Genomic DNA, 20,421 nt, shown 5'->3' on the forward strand with positions numbered 1-20,421 from the left:
ATGACCCGTAATAATTACTAAAGACTGTTTTTATGATCCGTATTCGATGAAATATTAAATATGGAACATACCTCAGGGCATCTATTGTGGTAATTGGGATATTCAGAAATTTCACCTGCCTTTGAAAAGGAGTGGGCCTAAGGAATTATCACCCTCATTTTCTCCTCATAACCACCAGTCCGATGCAGAATGCACATAATAACGTGAGAAAAATCCCCCCACCCAGAACATCCGGTGATTCGTCCGGTTCTTCAACCTCATTAAATATTTCATAATCCGGTTTCTGAAGCATTCCATCCCTGACAGATGTGTAATCGGATACAAACTGCCTGATTTCATCCTTACTTGCAGTCTTCTCGAACTTCACTTTTTTCCTCATTTCCGCGAAACCTTCCGGGAACATATCTTCCGAAACCGTGAGCATAACAGAATCTCCGGTGGAAAGCCGTGATACTTCAAACCAGTAACTATCAGGAGTTCTTGCTTTTGAAGCCTTCTTTATTGCAGACGGGGGGGATTGATTTGTAAGAACAGATCCGTCAGACAGGATCAGTTCCATTTTTCCCCGGGTGTTGGAGTCCATGTCAGAACCAGTGCCTGTAACATACCATGCAGCATGAACTGAGCCGTTTGAGATGAGACCACACTTCAGGCCAATATCTGATCTTTCAGGAATTTCATCTCCCCCCCATATTTCATTAATGCCTGATAGAATCGCCCGGTATGTACATGCACAGCAGACGCAGACATCAGGGTTTTTCCCTTCAAGCATTCCATGATATTTTCCGACATCATCAACGCTTATTTCCACCGGCACCCCCCCATTGTCTGATACAACGATCGGCCCAAGATCAACTTCAGGAGCAGGAGACGCACCAGGCATGTGAGCAGAAACACCCTGGCAAAGCACAAGAGCTGCAAACAGAACAAATAATCCAATCTTTTTCATAATACACCAATTTTTAAATTGTTATTTTCCCATTCAAATATTACGTAATTCGGTAGTAATCAACAGTGGCCGAAAATAATTCGGAAAAACGCACAATCAACAGAGATTTATGGAAATAAAGAAAAAACCCAACTTCAATCAGTTTCAGTTCTAACCATCCGAAATAGCAAAGAGCTATCGTGTCAGTCAGATTCCCTGCCTATTGTATGGTGTCATCCTTTTTCCTCTCTCTTTGATCTCCCGTATTGGGAAATCTGAGGACATAATGGGTGTATTTTTATTCATATTTTTTGTTGGAAATATACGGTCTTTAATGCCTTTTATTTGCGAAAATAATGGTTGATTACGGATTACTAAGGGGTCGTTATTGATGGATATTTTGGGAGGATATATTGTATATCTCCGATCGGGATCCGCCCACTCCGCGCTTCTGTGTGGATCCATTTTTCCTGCTCAGATATCCGCAGGATGTGCTGTTTAAGAGTTATTTGACCACAGACATCGGTACATTGCCCAAAATAACGGGAAAAATACCGTACAACTGCAGGAAAAAGAGCAGACAGCATGTCCGGTGCCCGACCCGGAATGTATACACAGTATCCAGGGATAAGATACGGAAGGTGAGTGCAACCAGTAACGTTCTCATGAAAAATCCACTTCCAGTGAGGAGACGCATACTCCTCCCCCCTCTCTTTAAGCGTGAATTAAAACCTGCCTGCCATGAGCACAAACAGGTCTGATTGGGGAACCGGGGGAGTTTCGGTGTCACCGACAGAGATTGTTTCGTCCGGGTAGCCCAGTTTTTCGCAGATTGCAATCCTGCATGCAGAACCTTTCGCCCTCAGGTGATCAGCAAGAACGGACGGAACAAATCCGGGGGGGTCTGCAATGACAAAGACAATTTTGCCTCGTGCAATCTCAAAACAAATCTCCCGAACTGCCTGTTCATGATCCCTGGCATGGGCGTTCACGATTGCCGTTGTTGTCATGGCTACGCCCAGTTTTGCACAGGCGTACTGGTAGGAAGAGATGCCGGAAATTACCTCCCCCCCCAGATAGCCGAGCCCCGCGAGCATGGGGGGGTCTCCCGTTGAGAGGACGACTGCATGCTCCGGCAGATTTCGGAGAGCCTGGTAATCCGTGATGACATGAACGGCACACGTGCTGCGGATGTGGGCCGCGGCACGAACAATTGCCCGATCAGAGCCATAGATGACATCAGCTTCCCGTATTGCGGCAACGGCCTGCTCCGTGAGCATCCCCGGCCCGCATCCGACACCAACAACAATCACTGTGAATCCCCCTGTATTCTTCCCTCACGATCGATGATGACCACCTGAACGTTCGGCATGCGCTGTCTGTAGTCGGTCAGATTTTTCTCAAGTATCGCTGTCCACTGTTCTGACATGGTTAACTCCTCAACCGTCCCATATCCGGTGCCTTCGAGAATTCCGGGATTGATAAACTTCATTATCAGCGCCGGAAGACCACAGAGGATAGCCTCTCCTCCGGCAGCCTCAATACCCCCCCTCTCCATGAATTTGCCCACCAGCACCACTTCACTTTCGGGAAAGAGCAGCCTTGCATACCGCAGGCCCACCCTCCCGGTGGTCAGCACCGGCATGGCGGCACGGCTGATTCTGTCGAAGACATCCTCTGAGAGGTGGTCATCCCACGGTTCGACAAGACCCGTTGAGCCCAGCACAGAGATGCCTCCGACAACTCCCACCTCGGGTTGAGGGTCTGTCTGCCGATATTCGCACCGTCGGGTATGGTGAGTGCAACAGAGACTCCGGTCAGATTGAGGGTGCGGGCCGCCTCCTCTATCGCACCCTGTATCGTCTGCATCGCGGTATGGCTGATTGCCGCATCGCCGATCTGATATCGCGGCGTTGTTCGCTCAAACCGTCCGATGCCCGCACCTGCATGAAGGGTGAGACCGGATGCGGTCTCTGTTGCCCGTGCACAAAAAAGCAGTTCTGCGGTGATATCATTCGTATAATCGCCGGAGTATTTCCGGGCGGCACCCGACCCGTCCCGTCCCTCTGCCCTGACCTCACATCCGAGGCCGCAGGGAAGACTGATGAAAACCGACGATACCGGTGCTCGCAGGGACAAAACCGCCGCCTTGCATGCAGCAGCGGCAGTTGTCCCGGTGGTAAACCCCCCCGCTTCAGAATAGTGCCTTTGGAGGTGAGCACTGCGAGGCCCTGTCTGACCTGTTCGAGGGCTGTTTTGTCTGCGCATACCCTGACCCACTCGTCAGGATATGCGAAGCCGGTCACCGGATCGTGTATTGTCATCGTCTTATCGCCGGTCTTCAAGGTGCATCGTGATTATTTCGTTTAAGGACGCTACTGCAGGGGGGGGTGTCCCTCCGCGTGTCCCAATGTTGGAGATGGATGGGACATTCTTTGTACGGAGCAGCTCCTTTGATTCCTTTGCATTGACAAACCCGACCGGAGTGCCGATGACGAGCGCGGGCATCATTCCTTTGTCGATCATTTCACAGACCGAGATCAGGGCCGACGGGGGGGCATTGCCGATGACGACGATCGCATTCTCAAGCTGATCCTGCAATGCGATAAAACCCGCCGATGTCCGGGTGATTCCCTCTTTTTCGGAAATGTCCGCACCATAATCCAGCGCACAGAGCACATCGGAATGGTGCTCTTTTTTCCGGATACCCGTCTGCACCATCCTGATATCCGTGATGACGGGTGCTCCTGCCGAAAGGGCCCAGAGCCCTGCGTCTACGGGATTGTTGGTGAAGGCCATGAGGTCAGCCATAACAAAATCCCCGACCGCGATGGCGCATCGCTGGCGGATTCTGTCCTCGGGCGTATCGTTTCCGACCACCGCACGGGCAAGGCCCCCCCTGCTCGTGGAAGAAATTTTGTAGCCCTCAGTGGTGTCCGCTCCCGGATCAATATACGTATTTTTGGTCATAGCCCCCCCTCGGTGTGATCATCTGCTCTTTTCCGCAGGCCGTCCCCCCCATGCGTGATTCGTCTCCGCCGATAATTACGATGGACCGCATATCGACAAAGCTGTCATCCGCAAAGAGCGTCTTCAGGGTAAAGAACCGAACTTCCTGTTCGTCCCGGAATGCATTCTTCACAACGGTCACCGGCACGTCTTCATTTTTGTACTGCAGTGCAATGACGATGGCCTGTGCAAGATTATCCGGGCGGCCCTGCTCTTCGGGTTGTAGATTGCGACCGGCACCCCCCCCATCTGAAAGGCGAGAGCAAGCCGTTTCTCGATAATTTCCCCCCCCGGGGTCAGGAGATCCGAGAGTGAGATGGTGACATAGTCCCCCCCGGAAAGGGGGGGGAACCAACAAGTGAGGCTGCTGCGGTTGCCGCCGTCACACCGGGTACGACTTCATAGTCGATGCAGGAATTGTCATGCTCCAGCACTTCCAGCACGATGCTTGCCATACCGTATACGCCCGGATCGCCGCCGCTGACCATGCAGACGGTCTTTTCTTTGGCAAGCTCCACACACCGCCGGGCCCGTTCGACCTCTTTGCCCATGGAGCTGCGGATGATTTCTTTGCCCTCCAGCAGGTCTTCAATCAGCCGGAGGTAAAAGTCATTGCCGATGATGATATCCGATTCCCGGATAACCTCTTTTGCCCGTCCGGTCAGCTGTTCCTTTTTTCCGGGGCCGATGCCCACGATGAAGAGTTTTCCGTTGTTATCGGATGATGGCAACGGTCACCCCCCCTCCGTATGCTTGTTTTTTCATGATGATTTCTTTCCTTTTCGAGAGGGCAAGCGCCGCAGGTTCTGCGACCCCCCCCGGCAGCCCCCCCAGTTTATCGAGAGCCCGTGACGGCGAAGGGGGGGATGTTCTGCCCTGATGAACGCATCGTCCACCACGATCAGGTTCCCCGTTCAGCTCCCTGACTGCCTGTATCAGCCCGGCTTCATCCTTCTTGATCTCAGCCGTGGCGTATGCCAGCACATACTCTCTGGCAATACCGGCATCGGCACATGCCGATGCAAGGGCATGGAGAATTTCTTCTTTTTTGGTTCCTCTCCTGCAGCCGATGCCGACAATATACTCGCCTTTCTTCAGCAGCACCGAGACTCCGGGTGATGCGATGGCAATGGCCGAGGATGCAATCAGATGTATCGCGACCTTCCCGTCAAGGATGCCCGCGTTGACCGTTCGTGTCGAGTCTTTGTTGATGATCTCAAGTCCCCGTTCTGCTGCGGTTGACTCCACCGAAGGCAGATGCCGTGTCTCGGTGGCGGTGGTAATAACCGGGTGCAGCCCGAACTCTTCCAGACGTTTTGCCATTGCGTTCCCGCCGTGGTGTCCACCGAGAACAGGGATGGCATACCGAAAGTCGGGACTGACGACCACCAGACACGGGTCAGTCCATTTGTCGTGCAGGTGAGGGGGGGTGGCAGACCGGATTGCAATCCCTGTGGACATGACCGCGATGATCGTGTTGTAGCATTCAAACGCCCTGCCAAATGCCCCCTTTTGAGTATACGACTAAGTCGGCATCTATCCCGTCTGCCAGTTCCTGTGCCCGGGCCGCCGTAGTTTCCAGGGATATTATGACTGTGTCTGTCATCCGTAGAGGTGGGAATGGGTATAGGACGGCCCGTCGGGGTTCACCACGTCACCGATGATGATGAGTGCGGTCTTCTCAATGCCTGCGGCCCGTGCCTTCTGTGCGATATCGGCAACGGTTCCGCGTACGGTCTTCTCGTCAGGCCAGGTCGCGTGGTAGATGACTGCGGCAGGTGTCTCCGGGGGGGGTAGTGCACCTTTGCCATGATCTGCTCCAGCTGTTCGGTGCCGAGAAAGATCACCATCGTCTCTCCGAGGGCCGAGAGTTCCGCGATCTTGTCCTCGTCCAGTGTCTTTCCGGCGGGCCGGGTGATGACGACCGATTCGGACACCCCCCCTTTGAGAGTATACTGGATGCCAAGGGACGCGGCCGCCCCCCCGAAGAACGATGAGACGCCGGGAACGCGTTCGACGTCAATGTCTGCGGTGTGCAGGATATCCACCTGCTCGATGATGGCGCCGTAGAGTGCGGGTCCCCCCCGGAGTGGAGACGGACGACCGTTTTTCCGCTCTGTGCCGCCGCAATCATAATATCCGTCATATCGGCAAGCTTCATCCCCCCCCAGCTGTCATATTTTTCCGTGGCAGGGCAGGCATCTACAAGCTCCGGGTTCACGAGAGACCCGGCATAGATGAGGACATCGGCCCGGTCCAGTATTTCCTTTCCTTTTACGGTGATAAGACCGGGATCGCCGCATCCGGCCCCCCCGACAATGTATATCGTTGACATCTTTTTCTCACTTCCCTGCATAAAGAATACTGAAATAGGGACTCTCTTCCGGGAGTTCATCTGTCTGATAGATCTTCTGACCGTCCATATACATCTTCTCGGCGAGAATGAACCGCTGATATCCTGATTTTTTCAGTTCATCGGCCGTCTCTCTGGACGTCTCACCTTCAGACGGATGGTTGCGGTCTGCTCAGACCCGTCGGTAATTTCGATACCGCCATTGAGGGTGATACCCGCAGCGGAGGCAAAGGCGGTGATGGAACTGACGCCGGGGGGGACAGCGGTATACGCAATTTCCGGATATTTCCTGTCCAGTACTTCACAGAGTCGGCCGAAGGTACCGTAAAAATTCGGGTCTCCGAGGATACAGAAGACGGCAAGACCTTCTTTTGCACCAGGAGCGATGATGGCAGCGTTCTTCTCAATGCACCGGGTGATATGATCTTCATCCGCAGTCATGGGAAAGGAGAGCACCACCGGGTCTTTCCGGTAGGGTGCGATGATATCCTTTGCCACGTTTCCGGGCACAAATACCTGATCCGCTGCTTCGATCAGTTTCACTGCCTTTACGGTCAGAAGTTCCGGGTCTCCGGGGGGGCCAATGCCAACGGCGACCAGCATCTACTGTTTCACCTCTCCGACGATGATGTATACGGGATTGATGGGCTGAAACATGATGTCGCCCACCAGTTCATGGGAGCGTGAGACCTGTATGTGGAGGGCCTCAACGAATATGCCCAGTTCTTTCATTGTTCTGACCGTCCGTGAGACGGTATCCAGGAGAACGGCGTTTACCACAATTCTTCCCCGGACAATCTCTGCGAGCTTTTCCAGCACGGTCTCGATGTTACCCGAACCCCCCCGACAAAGGCGCAGTTCAGCTCATCGATGTCATCCAGCACGTTGCCTGCCTCGCCGTGAATCAGGGTGATATTGTTTTTTTCTGCCGTTTCAATCGCCTTTTTTGCGTATTCAACTGCTTCAGCACGTCTGTCGATTGCATATACGCGGCTGCATCGCTCAGACGCCTGAATGGATATCTTTCCAGTGCCGCATCCGATGTCAGCCATCACATCTCCCTCGTTTATCCTGAGTTTGAAGAGAGATACTGCCATCACTTCGTCCTGGGTCGGTCCGCCTTTGAGTCCCATTAATGCATGCATTATTTGTTTTAATTAAAATAAAGTGTTGCATATCCGCGGGCGAAGCAGAAGCTCAGGCAGCATGCAATGAAAGAAAGAGGAAGGGAAAGAAAACAGAGAGCAGATGCATCTGTTATGCCGGTTGATGAAATCTGGATGCGTTGTTCTGCTGCAACGAAATTGATAGTTTAATAAAGTTATTTTGTTATAACACAATTAATGCAGAATTTATCCATCATCCTCACAAGTGGTACTCTCATTGGGATTGCCGTTCTGGCGATGAAATCCGGCCTCGGATGTGGCCTTTCAGGACTGAACAAAAGGGAAATGATTGGATTTGCCGCCGGATACGGCATTGTTGCCTTCCTTGTCGGACTGATTGCAGCGCTCATCTCCCCCCCGGAGGTGACCGACATGGTTCTGGGTGCCGGTCTGGGCATGCACCTCATTATTGCTGTGGGACTGGTCTATTTCGGCATACAGACACGAAAGAACTGGCTGTCGGGAAAAAAAGACATATCACGCCACACTTTCCTCTGGGTATCCGCTCCGTGTCCGGCATGCATGACCGCGACCTTCCTTGCATGCATCGTCCTGACCGATTCCACCGGCATTTCCGGCATTATCGTCAGTTTCATCGTCTCCCTCATTCTCGCTTTCGGTATTGTGGTATCAGCTCTTGGTATATCATGGGCATCTGCCCGGGGGGGCGGATGGAAAAATCCGTCCCGTCTGGGAGGTGCGATGATCATGCTCGGTCTCTTCTACCTGCTCTGCCCGCTTGTCATCCCGGCATACATTGAAGCACAGCAGCTTCAGGGGGGGAAGATCATCATCGCATCTCCGCCGGATACCGGGATTGGCCTTCTCATTCTCTGCATACCCATCTGCGTCGGGTTTGTGATCAGCAGGATGCAGCGTGCATCGTCCGGGGGGGGAGGCAATAATGGAAGTCGCATCATCTGTGATGGAAGTCCTGTTCCTCTTCTCTGAGGCACTGCTTTATCCGGCCATCCTGCTGTTGATCGCTCTTGTCATCTGGGCGCTTGTCATGATCGGCCAGGTCATATCGGAATATTCCGGAAGAATACGGGATATCAGTCAGATCCGGGAGGCAGGCAAACGAGCGTACACAGAGATCAACGCAAAGAACTCTGCCGGTGCCCGGGAGGCTTTTGCCACCATCCCCCCCTCAACCCTATGGTCAGGAAGTTTGTCACGGATATCAGTGCCTTCTTCGGGGACGCCCGGTTTTCGCTCGAAGCAGAAAAGCTGCTCCAGGACTATGAACTCATCATTGGAAAAGAGCTGCAGCACCTGAAGATCCTCACCCGGACTGCTCCGATGCTCGGCCTTATGGGAACACTCATTCCGCTCGGTCCCGCACTGATGGGACTCTCCGCGGGAAATATCCAGACCCTCGTCTCCAACCTGGTCGTGGCCTTCAGCACCACCGTACTCGGACTGCTGGTGGGCGGAGTTGCCTATGCCATCATGCTGATCCGGCGTGGCTGGTATCATCAGGACTTCTCTGACATGGAGTATATCGTGGAGGGCCTTGAATGAAAAAGAGACAGAGACGTTATCTTGAGACCGAAGAGGATGACGACCCCCTTGGGGGGGCATGGCCAACCTCTTTGATGTTGCCATGGTCTTTGCCGTCGCCCTTCTCGTTGCCCTGGTGCTCTCGTTTAATATTCCCGAGATGCTCGACGATCAGTCCACCGTCACTTTGGTGAAGAACCCCCGGCACACCCGATATGGAGATCATCGTCAAAGACCAGAATAAAATCACGGTGCTGAATATGACAGATCAGGTCTCGGGCGGACAGGGCACCAAAATGGGCACTGCCTATCGTCTGGAGACCGGGCAGGTCATTTATGTGCCTGATAACGAAACACATTCATAACCTTTTTTGCATCAGGAATATTGCTTCAGCCCGGAATGGTGATGTACGGTCAGCTCTGGATTGATCAATTTAAGTTACTTTAAAACAAAAAAATATGTTACAGTCCGGCAGGCAGTGCAAACACCCCGGACTTTGAGGCATAGTATGAGTATGAATGAACGACCCCCCCGACAGGAGTGGCTGTGTGCCTCTTCATCATGGTTTTCCTGATTGCTGCACCGGCAGCAGCGGGGGACATGAATGATTCGGGAATGAACGTGACGGCATTAAATGAAACACTACCGGCAGATATGCCGGAGAACGTCACCGCAGAAGAAACGTCGGAGATTACGCCAACGGTTACCCCCCCGGAAACGACACCGGAAATGACGGCCGCACCAGCAGCATCTGTTGCTGAACGTCACAGACTGGCAATCATCGCAGGTGAGACCTGCAATATAACCGGACTGAAATACGCCATTCCGGGTGCGCCACTGGCGGTAACCCTTCTGAATGAGACCGAAGCGTTCACATACAACTTTTCTTCGGAACATCTCATCTTCGCTGCATCCGTGGACAAAGCAACCGCAGAGCAAATTCGCGTGACGATGAACACGGACGTGCCGGTCGTGGTCTATGACCTTCCTGATAGTGTGGCTGTCGGAACACCGGCAGATGCGACCATCGCAGCATACTGGACGAATGGCGGAACCGAGAACTTCTGCAATATGTTTGTCTACATGGATAGCCTCTACTTTGAGAACACCACGTCGGTAGACCCTCCCGTCATCGCAGAATGCCTGAGCGCACACCTTGTTACCATTGTCACCAACGATTTGGAGAGGCAGGGTTCGATTGTAAATGCAACCGGCATGACCAGTCTGCAGATCACGCTCTGTAATGAGACGGAATCCGGATTGCATGATTTCAGTGCGGATGAACTGATATTTGCTGCATCCGTCAAAAACGAGACCCTCGAACAGATTGATGCGGCCGCCACTGAGAACACCACCCTTGTGGTCTGCGGACTGCCGGTCAATGCCACCATAGGTACTCCCGCAGATCAGACAATTACGCAGTTGTGGGACGAAGGCGGCGATGAAAATATCCTGGAGATGCTCCGCTACATGGATTACCTCTATTTCGGAAATGAAACCAGGTCTCTGTTGCAGCAGGCAGAAGGGGGGGCACCCCCCCTCTCGATTGTGATGATCATCGGCGGCGAAAGTTATGTCCCGATGTATCTTGAGGCAGGGGGGGAGAAATGCCCCCCCGCAAACGTCACGGTCTATTCATCCAAGCACCTGCCGGAGAATCTCAACCTTACGGGGTACGACCTGGTCTTCATGGAGATGTTCGGTGCGGGCATTGATATCATCGAACCTGCAGTGAACAATGCGACTGCCGCAGGTGTTCCGGTTGCTGTTATCCATGCCGGGACATATGAGTATCTCGGCACGGTTGACATGGCTCCCCCCCATGCGGTTGTTGAAGAATACTGGCAGAACAGTGGCCCGGAGAATGCACGCAGACTGATAAACTATATCAGTGCTGCCATCTGCGGTGCTGACATCCTCATTGAAACTCCTGTTCAGACCCCCCTCGGAGTGCATCTATCATCCCGACTCCGAAGAGCTGTTTGAAAATCTGGACGACTATATGGCATGGTACAGCACAAACAGCACCTACGACCCAGCGAAACCAACGATTGGTATCGTCTTCTACGGCAGCCACTACAAATCCGGCGATCTCAAGGGTGACCATGCGATCATGCGGGAATTCGAGGCACAGGGCGCAAACATCATTCCCGCCTTCCTCAATTACAAAAACCCACATGTGATTGATCGCTTCTTTGTCAAAAACGGAGTTCCCGTCGTTGATGCCATTGTCAATACCCGGTGCTTTAGATTCTACGGCTCTGGCAGTAATCCCGAGAGAGGCATTGAGGAGCTTAAAACCTACAACATTCCTATCATCAACGCCCTGGTGGACTATTCCAAAACACCGGAAGAATGGGTGAACTGCACTGATGGCATCACCGCTTCAAAGGTCGGCTACTCAATAGGAATGCCGGAACTGGACGGCCAGACTGAATTCATCTGGACAGCGGGCAGAGGCGTAGATCCCCCCCGGACAGAAGATATCGGTTTTCGCCCCATCACCCTGTCGCAGAGCAGATCCACTGGCTGGTAGAGAGAGTCATTGCACTCTCAGATCTCAGAAATAACGCAAATTCCGGGAAACATATTGCCGTCGTCTACTATAACCACGGCGGCGGCAAAAACAACCTCGGTGCCAGCTACCTTGACATCGTGCCGAGTCTGACCAACCTGCTGGATGCAATGAAGGACGAAGCTATGCCGTCAACGGCGAGGTGCCGACAGAAGACGAACTCCTTGACCTGATGCTCCTCCAGGGAAGAAATGTGGGTACATGGGCTCCCGGAGAGCTCGACCGCATGGTCGAAGACGGGGATGTCGTCCTGCTCCCTGCCGCACAGTATGCCGCATGGTTCCACGAGCTCCCCCCCCTGGACAAACAGGAAGAAGTGATCGCGAAATGGGGTGAACCGCCCGGAGAGATCATGGTCTACCACACCGGCGGAGAGGACTATCTGGTAATCCCCCCCACCATCTCCTTCGGGAACGTGATCCTTACCCCCCCGCAACCGACCCGGGGGTGGCTGCAGGATGAAAAGATACTCTACCACGATAAAGAGCTCCCGCCCCACCACCAGTACATCGCCTTCTACCTCTGGCTGCAAAATCAGTTCGGGGCGGATGCCATTGTACACTTTGGCAGACACGGCACACAGGAGTGGCTCCCCGGAAAGGAACGGGGGGGTCTCTCCGCAACAGACGACTGGCCCCCGCTCCTCATCGGCGACTGTCCCAACATCTATCCGTATATCATGGACGGACTCGGCGAGGGAACGCAGGCCAAGAGACGGGGGGGAAATGCTGTCATCATTGACCATCTCACCCCCGCCCATCGTTGCCGCAGGGCTCTACGGAGATTATTCCACCCTGCACGAAAAGATTCACAAATATGGTATCACCAACGACACCCTGAAAGAAGAATACCGGAACAGTATCACGCAGCTCTATGAGAAGATGAAGATCAGCACCATCCTCGAACGCTCCCCCGAAGACGTTGAACAGATGTCCGAAAACGAATTTGCTGCATTCATCAACGGTGACCTGCACCAATATCTGCACGAACTCGGTGACGAGTTCATCCCCTACGGACTGCACATTCTTGGAGAACCTCCCGAAGGGGGGGATGACCGTGTATCCCTTGTCCGGGCGATGCTCGGCGAGGCGTTTGAGAAGGATGTCGGTTCTATCTGCCCTGACCCCCCCTGAGCATATCCGCAGCACACGGGAACAGCACACTCATTGAGGCCCTGATTGCCGAAGTGATTATCAACGGAACCGCTCCTGCAACGGCACAGAATGCTGTTCTCGGAGATTCCTCCGCTGCGGTGACGGCAGGCCTGAACACGGCAGTCGGCTACGCCGCAGATATCGAGGCGTGCTCCGTTGAGACTACTGCTGTGATCAACGCACTCGGCGGTGGCTACACTCCGCCAAAAACGGGCGGCGATCCCATCCGAAGTCCGGAGAGTCTGCCCACCGGCAACAATTTCCACTCCTTTGATTCACGACTGATGCCGACAGAGGAGGCATGGAACGTTGGTTCACAGATGGCAGACAGCATGCTAGAGCAGTACCAGGCAGCACACGGCACCTATCCTGACAAAGCGGCCTTTGTACTCTGGGCCTGTGAATCGATGCGGCATGAGGGTATTACCGAGTCTGAAGCACTCTCTCTGCTTGGAGTTAAACCCGTCTGGAAAAGGGGGGGAAGATCAAGGGCGTGGAACTCATCCCGTCAGATGAACTCGGACGGCCCAGAATCGATGTGGTCTTTATCGCATCCGGTCTCTACCGGGACACCTTCTCAGACAAGATTGAACTGCTCGACGATGCCGTCCGCCTTGCCGCACAGGCTGAAGGGGACTTGTATCCGAACTATGTAAAAGAGAACAGCGATGCGTTGTATGCCAAACTGATCAGCAGAGGATTTGATGAGCAGACGGCACGGCGCCTTTCCATGTCCCGGATTTTCTCCGCTGCCCCCCCCGGTGCCTATGGCACCGGTCTTTCCGGTGCGATTGATTCCAGTGATACCTGGGATGATCCCGAAAAACTCGTGGATCTCTATCTCAGCAAACTGGGGGGGTATGTCTACGATGGTGAATCGTGGGGGGGCGAACCAAACAAGTTACTCTTCCGGGACAATCTGGGAGAGGTGGATGTCGCCGTTCACAGCAGGAGTTCGAATCTCTACGGGCTGGTTGACAACGATGATTGTTTCCAGTACTTCGGTGCCCTTTCCATGGTGATCAAATCGATATCGGGTGTCGAACCGGATATGTTCATCACCGATCTCCGTACCGTCGGTGTGCCGCAGACCGTCACTCTCAAAGACTATATCCTGAAAGAACTGGAGGCACGCTACTTTAATCCGAAGTGGATTTTGGGGATGATGGAACACGGCTATGCCGGAGCACGCTACATGGACAAGAAATTCCTGGAGAACCTCTGGGGATGGACGGTGACAAACCCTGAGATCATCACGAGCGATATATGGGATCGGGTCTATGATGTCTATATCAAAGACGAGCACGATCTCGGTCTCAAAGAGTTCTTCGCCGAGAATCCCTATGCCTATCAGTCCATGACCGGACGGATGCTGGAGACCGCCCGCAAAGGCTACTGGGATGCAGACCAGGAGGCACTGGAGACTCTCGCGACGGAATACCAGCAGTCTGTTCAGGCAAACGGGGTGACCTGCTGTCACCACACCTGTGGCAATATCGCCCTCTCCGATTATACGCAGAGCATCATTGACGGAATGGAGACGGATGACTCCGGGAGCAATGATGACCCGTCGGCAGAGATTATAAAAGAAAAACCGACTGAAGGACGCGGGAGATGCAGCAATGCAGCAGGATGACCCACAGACCGGTGCAGAATCCGTTGCCAACACGACGGTCACCGGGGGGCTATGGCGAAAATTTACAGGAACCCGCCGCTCCGCAGGTTGCACCACCCGATGTTGGCGTCTCCGGACAGGTGATGTCGCAGGTCACCCATGAGACCGGAGAAACGGGGGGGCCTACCAGCACCCCCCTTGTCCCGATTCTCATCGTGGGCATTATTATCAGTGCCATCTTCGTGGGTATCCGGTGGAAGAAGACATAATCAGACAGACAATCCCTGCTCTCTGTCAGTGACCGGATGTCATTGCAGGAGAGCAGAGGCAACCGGGCACGGATGCCTGTTTGCCCCCCTCTTTTTTGTATCGATCTTTCACCGGGAGGAAACTATTCCGTAGTATTTCATGGTGTCTGAAAATCTCTGTCTTGGACGGAGGAAAGAAAAACAGGATTGGGCCCCCCCGTTCGCCCATATAAATTTCAGGGCTGCTTTTTTACCGACAGTATGGTATTCACTAGTCCTGATGCACTGGTGTCGGTGAAGTATGCGTGGGTGTATCCCGCGAGGACGTTCTGCAGGTAGATGCCGTCTTTGCCATCTTCAATGCCCCCCCGACCCCCCCGTGTTAATTCGAGGGCATACTGCACGTCCGGGGCGACGTGCACTTTGGTATAGTGGAATTCATGCCCGCGGTAGACTGTGCCCCCCCGGGAAAACAGGCGTCTGCAGCGGTGCACTCCGCATCAACGTATCCCAGTGCCTGAAACCGATCCATCTTCACGGTCTCCGCCGGTATGACGCCGCACATCCTTGCCTTTTTTCCGTCCATCCCGATACTATCGGTGAGATAGATGAGGCCGCCGCACTCTGCATAGACGGGCATGCCCCCCCTGTCCGCAGCTTTTTTGACCTCATTCCTGCAGGGTGATTGTTCCAGTTCGGTGCAGTGGAGTTCGGGATATCCGCCGCCGAAGTAGAGGGCATCCACCTCGGGCAGGTGGTCGGTGAGGGGACTGAAGAAGACCAGTTCGGCACCCTGTCTTCGTAACCGGTCAAAATTATCCGCGTAATAGAAGTTGAAGGCCTGATCATATGCAACCCCCCCGATTCTGACCCGATCCGTCTGACCTTTCCCTTCGGTCTCATCGGCCCGGACAGCAACCGTGCTCTCTGCGATGTCGATGATCCGATCGACGTCACAGTTCTCCTCCAGGATATCCCGGAATTCTGCAATTGCACTGGTTTCATCTGCCATCCGGAGTCCGAGGTGTCTGCTTTCGATGCTTTTGTTCTTTTCCCAGGGAATGTAGCCGAATGCCGGTGCCATGAGAGACTGTTGGATCATCTCTGCATGTCGTCTGCTCCCGACCCGGTTGAAGATGACTCCTCCGATTTTTACATTCGGATCAAATGTGGCAAAGCCCAACACCTGCGCATTGACACTGCGTGAAGTGCCTTTTGCATCAACGACCAGAATGACCGGGCAGCCGAGGATCTTTGCGACATGGCCGGTGCTGCCGGTGTCTTCCCCCTTCGAGACCGTCAAAAAGACCCATGACCCTTCAATCACGGCAATATCCGCGCCATCGGATGCCTGCCGGAATGTGTCAATGACACCTTTCTCCCCCATCATATAGGGATCAAGGTTTCGCGACGGCCGTTTGCAGATGGCGGTGTGGTGGGTGGGGGGGTCAATAAAGTCCGGGCCCACCTTGAACGGCTGGACGGTCAGCCCCCCCCGTTTCACCAGAGCGGACATCAGTGCACCTGCGATGGTGGTCTTGCCGCATCCACTGTGGGTGCCTGCGATTATAATGGCGGGAATCATCTGATTCAGGTATTGTCCTGAATGATTATGTTCTTTTATCTTTCCCCCCCTTTTTTGTTGACGGGTGGTGCGTTGGTTTTCATTCGCCTGAAAGGGAAGCCACGGTAAATATCACGCATTCGTTTCAGATATCTTAACAACGTTCGGAAGAGACAGACTGTAGGAAGGAAATATACATTGGATCTGATCATCGGCGGAGGCACCTATGGAGAACGTGCCTTTGCACACATACAAAACACAGACGGGCCGGTCATCGTCATCGACACGGACTCGTTGTGTCACGTCCAAAAAAATACGGGCTGCCTGTTGTTACTGTTGAACAGATCACTGACCCGGGAGAACGGCAGCAGAAATCATATTTCATTCCGGGCGGCATCGCAGAAGCAGCACAGGTTGTTGCCGCATGCAGGCCGGAGAAAGTGTTCCCCCCCACCGTGCCGGTGCATGTCTCTGCGGGTCTCATCTCTGAACTTAGCGGATTTGAACCGGAACCGGCAGGGGGGGCCGATGCGATTGCCGCATGCATCCCGGAACGATTCGTTGTCGGCAGAAATGGTGCAGACATCTACGGTTCGCTCAACCCGGATCAGCTTTGCAACCCTAATTGCCCGGAACCTTCCGTCTGTCCTGTCACCGGTGAACAGCGGAACCAGCCCCCCCTCTGGTCACTATTCCGAAACTCTCTTTCCGCAGGAGTTGTGCCAGGATCGGGTATTCACCGGACGGTCATTATTCAAAGCCGTCAGTGTGGGCCCGGCCTCGGGGTATATCCGGGGTTTGGATCTCTTTGCAGCCATGGAGGATGTCGGGGGGGAAGCGGATACTGCATGGATTGGGACTGCGTGCAAGTGCCATGGTGTGGTGACGGCACTGAGAAAAAAAGTTTGACTGGAAAGGCAGGAACGATCGGTATCAGGTCAGGGAGTGCAGGATCAAACACTGTGTTCTACACCTGAGTTAACGATCCGGGTGTGTCATACATTTTCGGTAAATTATGGTTTTCCCCTGTCTATCATTCATACAGGGCCCTGTTGAACGCATCGTTCTCAGAGATCAACGACTGCGTGAACGGGTGCTGCGGGCGGCAGAAGACCGATTCGGTCTCACCGATTTCAACAAGACTGCGTCCGTAATGACCGCCACACGGTCGCACATATACCGGATCACATCAAGGTCGTGGGAGATGAACAGAAAGGTGAGGCCATACTCCTGCTGGAGATGTTTCATTACATGAAGAACCTCTGCCTGTACCGAGACATCAAGGGCCGAAGTCGGCTCGTCTGCCACGATAAACGATGGACTGACGGCAAGCACACGGGCAAGCACAACGCGTTGTGTCTGTCCACCGCTTAGTTCATGGGGATATCGGCACAGATAGTCAGCGTTCAGACCGACCTTTTCAAGGAGAGCCAGTTGTTCTTTCTCCCGTTCTGTTCTGTCAGAAACGCCTCCCTGCCTGAGTGCCTCGTCCAGGCATGCACGTACCGTCATACACGGGTTCAGGGAGCCGGTCGGGTCCTGGAAGATCATCTGCATCTTCGGGCGAAGCGTCCGCAGTTTTCTCCGGCGCAGACGGAAAATATCAACGCCTTCAAAGCAGACCGTGCCTGAATCTGCTTCAATGAGCCGGAGGAGCAATTTTCCCAGCGTCGTCTTGCCGGACCCGCTCTCTCCAATCACACCGAGACACTCGCCCCCGGTGTATTGAAATGGATACATCCCGAACCGCCATTGCTGTGTCTGATGCAAAGAGCCCTTTCTGGTATGTCTTACTCAGGTCAGAAATCTCAATCATGGAACAAACACCTGACATATCGTCCGTTGCTGATTTCCTGCAAGGGAGGATGGTGCTCCCTGCAGCATTCATGGCACCTGTCGCACCGTGGAGAAAACCGGCATCCGGGCGGAGCGTTGATGAGAGACGGACTCATTCCCGAAATCGGCGAGAAACCTCTCTGCGGAAGCGAGCCAATCAGCCCACGGGTGTAAGGGTGAAGCGGCCCGGAGAGCAGATCTGCGGTGCTGCCGCACTCAACAATTTCCCCGCAGTACATAACCGCAATACGATCACAGATTCGGGCAGCGGCCGCGAGATCGTGAGTGATGAAGAGCATAGACCGTTTCCGGCCGATATCCTGCAGGAGCGAGACAATCCGGTTTTTCACCGGGGTATCAAGGCCGGTGGTGGGTTCGTCTGCGATAAGAAACGAGGGGTTCCCGGCAAGGGCCATCGCTATCATGACCCGTTCATTCATGCCCCCCCGCTGAATTCATGCGGATATGCGTCATACCCCCCCGTTTCAGGATCACTGATTCCCACCTCTTTTAGCAGACGGACTGCCTCAGAACGTGCCGCATCTCCGGTACATCCCTGGTGGAGTTCAACCGACTCTGCAATCTGCCTGCCAATGGTAACGACCGGGTTGAGAGAGGTCACCGAATTCTGGAGTACCATCCCGATTCCCCCCCCTCCCCCCCGGATCTGCCGCATCTCCTCTTCGCCGAGCGCAAGAAGATTGGTGCCGTTATAGACAATCTCACCGGAGATCAGGGTATCAGGATGCAGAAGACGCAGAATCGCCATTCCCAGAACTGTCTTTCCGCACCCTGTCTCTCCGATCAACCCCCCCAGAATCTCACCGGGTTTCACGGTGAGATTCACGGTATTCACCGCCCGTACCAGTTCATGGCCGCTCTGAAACGAGACCGAAAGATTGCGTATGTGCAGAACGCCTGCACCAGTCTTTGTCATGCCGACACCTCGGGATTTCTCTGCCTGAGCCGTGGGTTCAGCCGGTCTTCAAGGCCGAACCCGATCATGGCAAGACCGACTGAGAGCACCGTCACCGCAAGACCGGGAGGGATGATCCACCACCAGAGACCAAGGGCAAAGGCACCGCTCGCATAGGCACGGTTGATCATCTGTCCCCAGTCAATAACCGCCGCATCGCCGATACCCAGAAAACCAAGACCCACTCCCATCAGCATGAAACCCTGTGCAGAGAATACAAATTTGACGGTGATGAGGGGCAGAACATTGGGGGGGATGATATGACGAAGCATGATGTACGTATCTGACAACCCAAGCGCACGGGATCCCAGAATATGACTGGTCTCGGACAGTGACAGAACCTGGGCCCGGATCACCCTGGCGGAATGTGTCCCTCCAATCGCACCCATCAGGAAACTGATCATATATATCCCCGGCATAATGAGAATGGAGAGAACGAGCAGGAGGGGGGGAAAAGTTGGGATGGTCATGACAATATCCACCAGCCGTGAGATCACCTCATCAGTCTTTCCGCCATAGTAACCGGCGACCATGCCAATTGCCGTCCCGGTCATGACAGCTATCAGGCCCCCCCCAAAAATCCGATAACGAGCGTCGCACGGGTGCCATAGAGCAGTCGTGAGAAGATATCCTGACCCATATCATTGGTGCCGAGCAGGTGATCGGCAGAAGGCTCCATGAAGGGAAGACCACTGAACGCGTCAGGGGGGGCATAGGGGGGGCAATAACCGGTGCAAAAAGCGCAGCCAGTAGTGCCGTGAGAATGATCGCCATTCCTGTGTGAAAATAGATTTTTCTATCCATCTGATCCCACCCGAACACGCGGATCTGCAACACTGTAGAGCAGATCTGCCACAAGATTCGCAACGATCACCACCAAAGTATCCATCAGGAAGATACCTTCCAGAAGGGGAAGATCCCGTGCTGCGAGTGCATCAAAGGTCAAGAGGCCCAGTCCCGGCCAGGAGAAGATCGTCTCAATGAAGATACTTCCGGTGATCATAGCAGCACACTGGAGGCTTACAAGGGTGATCATGGGCAGCATCGCATTTTTCAGGGCATGGTGCTTCAGGATATCCTTCTCCCGCACACCCTTTGCCCGTGCTGTCAGGATGTAGCCCTCCCCCCCGAGGGTCATGAGCATCGAGTTTCGCATGAAATAGTAGGTGCCGGCACCGAGGAGAGGGTTAGGACAATGATGGGCAAAAGGGCATGATGGAGAACATCAACCGGGCTGATTCCCGTAAAGAGGGCATCAAGACTCACAAACCCTCCCAGAGGAAACAGTCCCAGAGAATAACTGAAGATCAGAATCGCCATGATCGCCCACCAGTATGAGGGGATGGCACCGATAAAGACCATCCCGTTGAGGAGAGAGATATCAGTCTTTGAGCCGTTTTTCCAGCCGGAGTATGCACCGATAGCAATACCCACAAGAGCGGAGATGACTGTTGCAGGAAGAAGAATTACCAGTGTCCAGACCAATTTCTCGG

The 20,421-nt window shown here is 53.9% G+C and carries 19 protein-coding genes and 8 pseudogenes; 11 read left to right on the top strand and 16 right to left on the bottom strand.

Annotated elements, in window-relative coordinates; all coding sequences use genetic code 11:
• Positions 1–154: 154 nt before the first annotated feature.
• From JCM10550_RS04920 to cbiT, 9 genes and pseudogenes are all read right to left on the bottom strand, one after another.
• On the bottom strand, positions 155–883 hold the full coding sequence (locus tag JCM10550_RS04920; RefSeq protein ID WP_245618751.1) for a hypothetical protein: 729 nt from the start codon (positions 881–883) through the stop codon (positions 155–157).
• A gap of 770 nt (positions 884–1,653) precedes the next feature.
• Positions 1,654–2,241 (bottom strand): cobalt-precorrin-7 (C(5))-methyltransferase, encoded by a 588-nt coding sequence (locus JCM10550_RS04925; RefSeq protein ID WP_062397412.1) that lies wholly within the window; start codon positions 2,239–2,241, stop codon positions 1,654–1,656.
• Positions 2,238–3,252: pseudogene (locus JCM10550_RS04930) on the bottom strand (cobalt-precorrin-5B (C(1))-methyltransferase). The gene JCM10550_RS04925 and the pseudogene JCM10550_RS04930 overlap by 4 nt, the downstream one beginning before the upstream one ends.
• Positions 3,253–3,256: 4 nt before the next feature.
• Positions 3,257–3,898: a precorrin-8X methylmutase gene (locus tag JCM10550_RS04935; RefSeq protein WP_062397414.1), complete on the bottom strand. Its 642-nt coding sequence runs from the start codon at positions 3,896–3,898 to the stop codon at positions 3,257–3,259.
• Positions 3,876–4,668, bottom strand: a pseudogene (cobJ, locus tag JCM10550_RS04940) (precorrin-3B C(17)-methyltransferase). The gene JCM10550_RS04935 and the pseudogene cobJ overlap by 23 nt, the downstream one beginning before the upstream one ends.
• Positions 4,652–5,398, bottom strand: coding sequence for a cobalamin biosynthesis protein (locus tag JCM10550_RS04945; protein WP_245618752.1), 747 nt, complete (start codon positions 5,396–5,398; stop codon positions 4,652–4,654). The pseudogene cobJ and the gene JCM10550_RS04945 overlap by 17 nt, the downstream one beginning before the upstream one ends.
• 141 nt (positions 5,399–5,539) lie before the next feature.
• A pseudogene (locus JCM10550_RS04950) lies at positions 5,540–6,272 on the bottom strand (SAM-dependent methyltransferase).
• A gap of 7 nt (positions 6,273–6,279) precedes the next feature.
• Positions 6,280–6,893: pseudogene (locus JCM10550_RS04955) on the bottom strand (cobalt-factor II C(20)-methyltransferase).
• Positions 6,894–7,423, bottom strand: a pseudogene (gene cbiT / locus JCM10550_RS04960) (precorrin-6Y C5,15-methyltransferase (decarboxylating) subunit CbiT).
• A gap of 210 nt (positions 7,424–7,633) precedes the next feature.
• Between cbiT and JCM10550_RS04965 the strand changes: the two are divergent.
• The 10 genes and pseudogenes from JCM10550_RS04965 (at position 7,634) to JCM10550_RS05005 (ending at position 14,573) form a co-directional block, all read left to right on the top strand.
• On the top strand, positions 7,634–8,407 hold the full coding sequence (locus JCM10550_RS04965; protein WP_062397416.1) for a DUF2162 domain-containing protein: 774 nt from the start codon (positions 7,634–7,636) through the stop codon (positions 8,405–8,407).
• 207 nt (positions 8,408–8,614) lie between these two features.
• The gene (locus JCM10550_RS22000) at positions 8,615–8,980 is read left to right on the top strand and encodes a MotA/TolQ/ExbB proton channel family protein (RefSeq protein WP_245618753.1); all 366 of its coding nucleotides are present in this window, start codon (positions 8,615–8,617) and stop codon (positions 8,978–8,980) included.
• Between the two features lie 58 nt (positions 8,981–9,038).
• Entirely contained in the window at positions 9,039–9,203 is a 165-nt protein-coding gene (locus tag JCM10550_RS24380) for a DUF2149 domain-containing protein (RefSeq protein WP_281175262.1), read from the top strand.
• Positions 9,204–9,219: 16 nt separating this feature from the next.
• Positions 9,220–9,324 (top strand): DUF2149 domain-containing protein, encoded by a 105-nt coding sequence (locus JCM10550_RS24385; protein ID WP_281175263.1) that lies wholly within the window; start codon positions 9,220–9,222, stop codon positions 9,322–9,324.
• Between the two features lie 182 nt (positions 9,325–9,506).
• Positions 9,507–10,946 carry a hypothetical protein gene (locus JCM10550_RS04980; RefSeq protein ID WP_157199940.1) on the top strand — a complete coding sequence of 480 codons (1,440 nt, stop codon included), beginning with the start codon at positions 9,507–9,509 and terminating at the stop codon, positions 10,944–10,946.
• Positions 10,947–10,962: 16 nt separating this feature from the next.
• A complete protein-coding gene (locus tag JCM10550_RS24390; RefSeq protein WP_062397420.1) occupies positions 10,963–11,496 on the top strand; it encodes a cobaltochelatase subunit CobN in 534 nt (177 codons plus the stop codon).
• An 8-nt stretch (positions 11,497–11,504) separates the two neighbouring features.
• Positions 11,505–12,412, top strand: a pseudogene (locus JCM10550_RS24395) (cobaltochelatase subunit CobN).
• Positions 12,342–12,668, top strand: coding sequence for a cobaltochelatase subunit CobN (locus JCM10550_RS24400; protein WP_281175273.1), 327 nt, complete (start codon positions 12,342–12,344; stop codon positions 12,666–12,668). Before JCM10550_RS24395 ends, JCM10550_RS24400 begins: the two are co-directional and overlap by 71 nt.
• A gap of 53 nt (positions 12,669–12,721) precedes the next feature.
• Positions 12,722–14,325 (top strand): annotated as a pseudogene (locus JCM10550_RS24405) (cobaltochelatase subunit CobN).
• 23 nt (positions 14,326–14,348) lie between these two features.
• Complete coding sequence (locus tag JCM10550_RS05005) at positions 14,349–14,573, top strand: hypothetical protein (protein ID WP_157199942.1); 225 nt, start codon at positions 14,349–14,351, stop codon at positions 14,571–14,573.
• Positions 14,574–14,788: 215 nt separating this feature from the next.
• On the opposite strand, the pseudogene JCM10550_RS05015 reads toward JCM10550_RS05005, so the two are convergent.
• Positions 14,789–16,137, bottom strand: a pseudogene (locus tag JCM10550_RS05015) (cobyrinate a,c-diamide synthase).
• Positions 16,138–16,412: 275 nt separating this feature from the next.
• Here JCM10550_RS05015 and JCM10550_RS05020 point away from each other — a divergent pair.
• Positions 16,413–17,093 carry a hypothetical protein gene (locus JCM10550_RS05020; protein WP_062397431.1) on the top strand — a complete coding sequence of 227 codons (681 nt, stop codon included), beginning with the start codon at positions 16,413–16,415 and terminating at the stop codon, positions 17,091–17,093.
• A 97-nt stretch (positions 17,094–17,190) separates the two neighbouring features.
• On the opposite strand, the gene JCM10550_RS05025 is transcribed toward JCM10550_RS05020, so the two are convergent.
• The 6 genes from JCM10550_RS05025 to JCM10550_RS22025 all read right to left on the bottom strand — a co-directional run bounded on the left by JCM10550_RS05025 (position 17,191) and on the right by JCM10550_RS22025 (position 20,413).
• Positions 17,191–17,856, bottom strand: coding sequence for a dipeptide/oligopeptide/nickel ABC transporter ATP-binding protein (locus JCM10550_RS05025; protein ID WP_062397432.1), 666 nt, complete (start codon positions 17,854–17,856; stop codon positions 17,191–17,193).
• Between the two features lie 68 nt (positions 17,857–17,924).
• On the bottom strand, positions 17,925–18,392 hold the full coding sequence (locus tag JCM10550_RS22010) for an oligopeptide/dipeptide ABC transporter ATP-binding protein (RefSeq protein WP_245618754.1): 468 nt from the start codon (positions 18,390–18,392) through the stop codon (positions 17,925–17,927).
• Entirely contained in the window at positions 18,389–18,889 is a 501-nt protein-coding gene (locus JCM10550_RS22015) for an ATP-binding cassette domain-containing protein (RefSeq protein WP_245618755.1), read from the bottom strand. Before JCM10550_RS22015 ends, JCM10550_RS22010 begins: the two co-directional genes overlap by 4 nt.
• Positions 18,886–19,482, bottom strand: a complete 597-nt coding sequence (locus JCM10550_RS05035; protein WP_245618756.1) for an ABC transporter permease — start codon at positions 19,480–19,482, stop codon at positions 18,886–18,888. Before JCM10550_RS05035 ends, JCM10550_RS22015 begins: the two co-directional genes overlap by 4 nt.
• Before the next feature lie 242 nt (positions 19,483–19,724).
• Positions 19,725–20,072: an ABC transporter permease gene (locus JCM10550_RS22020; RefSeq protein WP_245618757.1), complete on the bottom strand. Its 348-nt coding sequence runs from the start codon at positions 20,070–20,072 to the stop codon at positions 19,725–19,727.
• Complete coding sequence (locus JCM10550_RS22025) at positions 20,063–20,413, bottom strand: hypothetical protein (RefSeq protein ID WP_245618758.1); 351 nt, start codon at positions 20,411–20,413, stop codon at positions 20,063–20,065. Before JCM10550_RS22025 ends, JCM10550_RS22020 begins: the two co-directional genes overlap by 10 nt.
• Positions 20,414–20,421: the final 8 nt, after the last annotated feature.

Origin of the sequence: Methanogenium cariaci JCM 10550, from assembly GCF_001315945.1 — an archaeon.
In the GTDB taxonomy this organism is placed as follows: Archaea; Halobacteriota; Methanomicrobia; order Methanomicrobiales; family Methanomicrobiaceae; genus Methanogenium; species Methanogenium cariaci.

What these genes read in the sequence shown, in the direction of transcription:
- JCM10550_RS04920 (WP_245618751.1), bottom strand. Translation starts at nt 883, where the DNA reads ATGCCTGGTGCGTCTCCTGCTCCTGAAGTTGATCTTGGGCCGATCGTT.
- JCM10550_RS04935 (WP_062397414.1), bottom strand. Translation starts at nt 3,898, where the DNA reads ATGACCAAAAATACGTATATTGATCCGGGAGCGGACACCACTGAGGGC.
- JCM10550_RS04945 (WP_245618752.1), bottom strand. Translation starts at nt 5,398, where the DNA reads ATGTCCACAGGGATTGCAATCCGGTCTGCCACCCCCCCTCACCTGCAC.
- JCM10550_RS04965 (WP_062397416.1), top strand. Translation starts at nt 7,634, where the DNA reads ATGCAGAATTTATCCATCATCCTCACAAGTGGTACTCTCATTGGGATT.
- JCM10550_RS22000 (WP_245618753.1), top strand. Translation starts at nt 8,615, where the DNA reads ATGGTCAGGAAGTTTGTCACGGATATCAGTGCCTTCTTCGGGGACGCC.
- JCM10550_RS24380 (WP_281175262.1), top strand. Translation starts at nt 9,039, where the DNA reads ATGGCCAACCTCTTTGATGTTGCCATGGTCTTTGCCGTCGCCCTTCTC.
- JCM10550_RS24385 (WP_281175263.1), top strand. Translation starts at nt 9,220, where the DNA reads ATGACAGATCAGGTCTCGGGCGGACAGGGCACCAAAATGGGCACTGCC.
- JCM10550_RS24390 (WP_062397420.1), top strand. Translation starts at nt 10,963, where the DNA reads ATGGCATGGTACAGCACAAACAGCACCTACGACCCAGCGAAACCAACG.
- JCM10550_RS05025 (WP_062397432.1), bottom strand. Translation starts at nt 17,856, where the DNA reads ATGTATCCATTTCAATACACCGGGGGCGAGTGTCTCGGTGTGATTGGA.
- JCM10550_RS22010 (WP_245618754.1), bottom strand. Translation starts at nt 18,392, where the DNA reads ATGAATGAACGGGTCATGATAGCGATGGCCCTTGCCGGGAACCCCTCG.
- JCM10550_RS22015 (WP_245618755.1), bottom strand. Translation starts at nt 18,889, where the DNA reads ATGACAAAGACTGGTGCAGGCGTTCTGCACATACGCAATCTTTCGGTC.
- JCM10550_RS05035 (WP_245618756.1), bottom strand. Translation starts at nt 19,482, where the DNA reads ATGACCGGGACGGCAATTGGCATGGTCGCCGGTTACTATGGCGGAAAG.
- JCM10550_RS22020 (WP_245618757.1), bottom strand. Translation starts at nt 20,072, where the DNA reads ATGCTCATGACCCTCGGGGGGGAGGGCTACATCCTGACAGCACGGGCA.